The following is a 3,400-nucleotide window of genomic DNA, read 5'->3' as shown; positions in this document are numbered from 1 at the left end:
GATGGTATTCCACTAGACGTTTTGACTTGTATATCACAACAAAGAAAAGATCGCCGCAGACTATGTTTTACTAGCCAAATATGGGAAGAACTAGACGTGTCACTTAGAAAACAAGTTAAAGAGGTAGTTAATTGTAAAAATATATTTGGATTAATCCAAATTAATACAGTATCAGACGGAGAAAGTATAACATACGATAAATTAAAAGGTGAATGGACAGCAAAAAAAATAAGAACAGAGATATTTAAGCACAATGACAAATTATATAATAGATATGACACTAGACAAAAGGTAATAAGGAACACAAACTATCAAAGAACAATAGGTTATTCTACTAATGTTGTAAATTTTACAACACCGAAAAAATAACTATTCTCTATAATTTGACAAAACTACTTGAAATATGGTCATTTTTTCGTTATAATCGCTTTATAAAAGCGGCTACCCCAGAGCAAGCGATTATAAAGCGGGGGTAGTACGCATTAAAAAAAGGAGATGATATGGAAAAAACAGAATTAAACATAGAAGATTTTGAAATTGTCAAAATCGAGAGAAAAGATGGTATCTTTACTTTAGAAGATGGAAAACAAATACCATATAAAAACTATTATGTTTATATTAAAAATGTAAATAATCCTTTAATTATGAGAGCAAAATTAGACAAGGTATTTAATGAATATGTTGAGTATACCGATTAATGATCAAACTGGCGACACCCAAAGGGTGCCTGTCGCCAGTTTGAATGAAAATGCTATTGCCGATTTGATACATATTTTCAAGTCAAATATGTATATCAATGAAAAAGGTTATTTACAAAAACTAGTTGAACTTTTATATAATTTGGGTTATTATAATACTAATAAATCAATTTTCTCATAGGAGAAAGAATGGAAACGCCAACAGGTATGAGCGGATTTATCACAGCAATAACTGGCACTAATGGTATTAGTGCTGACGCACTATGGGGTGCGGTGACAGCCTGTGCTAGTATCATTGTGATTGGTGTCTTGTTTGCTTTCGCATATCGTATGGTAAAGAAAGTACTCAAAGGCATCTCCAAAGGTAAGCAAGGTATGTAATAAATAAGGGGGGAAACCCACCCCCCTTATTAAGGAATAATATGAATATTGTTGATTTATTTGAAAATGTTTTTTGGGAAGTAGCAACTAATATGGCATATTTAATAATGCCATTAATATCAATAACATTAATTATTAAAATAATACATTATTTTATAATTAAAGGGACGGACTAATGAATGTGGAATTACCGAGTAGTGGTTGTAATATTATCAATAGTAGTACCTCTTTTTATAATTATTCTACTGACTCTAGAACAAGAAAAACCTACGTTATATACGAAGGTAAAGCATTACTGCAGGCCAGTAATACTAATCAGTATGGCTATACTTATACTGGGGATTGTCTTACAACTGGTGATTTAGTTTATAGACCAGAATTACAGATATATTTTCCATTTATAGCAAGTATAATAATAGTAGGAGCCATATTACTAGCATATAAAATAGTATTATGGAGATTTATTAAATGAAAGGAAAAAAATTATGTATAGGGTTACTAATTTTCTTTACCACTTGTTTGCTGTTATTAAATCCCTCTTTAAACGCTAGTGCTTTAAAAAATCAAACTCTTGCTTATAGATATTTAGACACATTAAACTGGAAATATAGTCAAAGTGGTGCATCTGCAATTTCACAAACTGCACCAGCTTATGGAAACTCTTTGATTAGGAATATATCTTTAAATGCTTCACCTCTTACGGTATCTTATATTACCCAACCAGAATTTGTTACTAAAAGTAATACAACTATACCACTTAGAACTGATAGACTTTATCATCATACAATAATCTTCTTTTCAGAAATAGACAGACCAGAAACAACTTTGACAAGTGCTTTATGTCCTAGAGCAAATAACACAGTTATTGATAAATGTGAAATTAAAGAACTATCAAGAGAAAATTATATTCAAAATATAACTCAATACCCTGATCCAAATGGTGTAGGTCAATTTTATGCAGGTATAGGTGCAGATGCAAATTATATTCAAATGATAGAAATATGGGGACACGGTAAGTCTAATCAAGACTTAACAGGTTTAACCTATCAAAATGACTGGTTGTATTTTATTCAAAATACAAATTCAATATTGGACGCACCAGTTAAATTAACAATTTATTTTTCACCTATTGAAATATACACCGAAGAAGAAAGTGCAACAGAACAAGAACAGGCACAAGAATTACAAGACAGAGATAATTTGGAAACTCAAAGCAGTACAACAGAAAACCAAGCAGACAATGCTGGTAACGCCGCAGAAACAACTGGAACAACACTATTTGGAGCATTTTCGCAATTATTTACAGCATTAACAAATGTTAATGGAAATAATTGTACACTACCAAATATGCAAGTATATAGTCTTAATTTAGGACAAATGAACTTATGCACATACGATATACCACCACAAATTATGGCACTAGTAAGTATAGGTATGGTATTTATAATAGTCCCACTAGGTATTCACCTAGTAAAAAGAATGATAAGCTTATATAAGGAGATTACGGGATAATGTTTGCGGATTATGTAAAAATGGGAGTAAAAGCAGCTGCATTAATTGCAGGAGCTGCATTAATAGTAGCATTGTTTAATACTATACAAATACCAAATTTAGATCTATCACAAGCAACAAGCTACATAAATGTAGTTTATGCAGTAGGTAATCATTATGTGCCGGGATTTGCTATATTATGGGGACTAGGATTAACTTTAATAGGCTTAGAAATAGGTATATTAGGAGTTAAACTAGCATTAATAGCAATTAAATGGGTTATGAAAGTAAACGAATAAATAAATTATTCGTTTAAGCTCTGCATACTCTTTACTTCGTAAAGAGAACTGACGGGCTAAAGCCCTACCAATTAAGGAGAAAATATGAGGATAGACTGGAAAAGTTTTACAGAGCATTGGACTAGACCGAAAGGCAAGCAATTTCCTACCGGAAGTGTAGTCTGGAAAGGTTTTCAAGGTTCTGGAAAAACACTATCGCTGATCAAATACGCCTACGATATGAAAAAAGAGTTTCCAAAATGCAAGATATACTCCAACGTGATATTGTACGACATTGACTATAAATATATAAGTAATGATTATATACTTAATGAAGCTTTAACGTGCCAAAATGGAGCAGATGGAGTGCTAATAATACTAGACGAGGCACACTTGTATTTTAATAAAAAAGATGGTATTCCACTAGACGTTTTGACTTGTATATCACAACAAAGAAAAGATCGCCGCAGACTATGTTTTACTAGCCAAATATGGGAAGAACTAGACGTGTCACTTAGAAAACAAGTTAAAGAGGTAGTTAATTGTAAAAAT

6 protein-coding genes are annotated in these 3,400 nt (G+C 31.7%); all 6 read left to right on the top strand.

Annotation, left to right across the window (positions count from 1 at the left end):
* The coding region (locus IJL02_RS11805; RefSeq protein WP_292816697.1) for a hypothetical protein at positions 1-369 on the top strand (369 nt) is incomplete at its 5' end.
* 131 nt (positions 370-500) lie between these two features.
* Complete coding sequence (locus IJL02_RS11800) at positions 501-698, top strand: hypothetical protein (RefSeq protein WP_292816695.1); 198 nt, start codon at positions 501-503, stop codon at positions 696-698.
* 189 nt (positions 699-887) lie between these two features.
* The gene (locus IJL02_RS11795; RefSeq protein WP_292816693.1) at positions 888-1,079 is read left to right on the top strand and encodes a hypothetical protein; all 192 of its coding nucleotides are present in this window, start codon (positions 888-890) and stop codon (positions 1,077-1,079) included.
* A gap of 468 nt (positions 1,080-1,547) precedes the next feature.
* Positions 1,548-2,591: a hypothetical protein gene (locus IJL02_RS11790; RefSeq protein ID WP_292816690.1), complete on the top strand. Its 1,044-nt coding sequence runs from the start codon at positions 1,548-1,550 to the stop codon at positions 2,589-2,591.
* Positions 2,591-2,869, top strand: coding sequence for a hypothetical protein (locus tag IJL02_RS11785; RefSeq protein ID WP_292816688.1), 279 nt, complete (start codon positions 2,591-2,593; stop codon positions 2,867-2,869). Before IJL02_RS11790 ends, IJL02_RS11785 begins: the two co-directional genes overlap by 1 nt.
* Positions 2,870-2,953: 84 nt before the next feature.
* On the top strand, positions 2,954-3,400 hold a 447-nt coding region (locus tag IJL02_RS11780; protein ID WP_292816685.1), incomplete at its 3' end, for a DEAD/DEAH box helicase family protein.

The organism is Methanobrevibacter sp. (assembly GCF_017427765.1).
GTDB lineage: Archaea > Methanobacteriota > Methanobacteria > Methanobacteriales > Methanobacteriaceae > Methanocatella.
Note: the sequence above shows the minus strand (reverse complement) of the source record. Positions and strands in the feature narration are given on the sequence as shown.

Excerpts from the sequence above, each read along its gene's own strand:
- IJL02_RS11790 (WP_292816690.1), top strand. The coding sequence starts at position 1,548 with ATGAAAGGAAAAAAATTATGTATAGGGTTACTAATTTTCTTTACCACT.
- IJL02_RS11795 (WP_292816693.1), top strand. The coding sequence starts at position 888 with ATGGAAACGCCAACAGGTATGAGCGGATTTATCACAGCAATAACTGGC.
- IJL02_RS11785 (WP_292816688.1), top strand. The coding sequence starts at position 2,591 with ATGTTTGCGGATTATGTAAAAATGGGAGTAAAAGCAGCTGCATTAATT.
- IJL02_RS11800 (WP_292816695.1), top strand. The coding sequence starts at position 501 with ATGGAAAAAACAGAATTAAACATAGAAGATTTTGAAATTGTCAAAATC.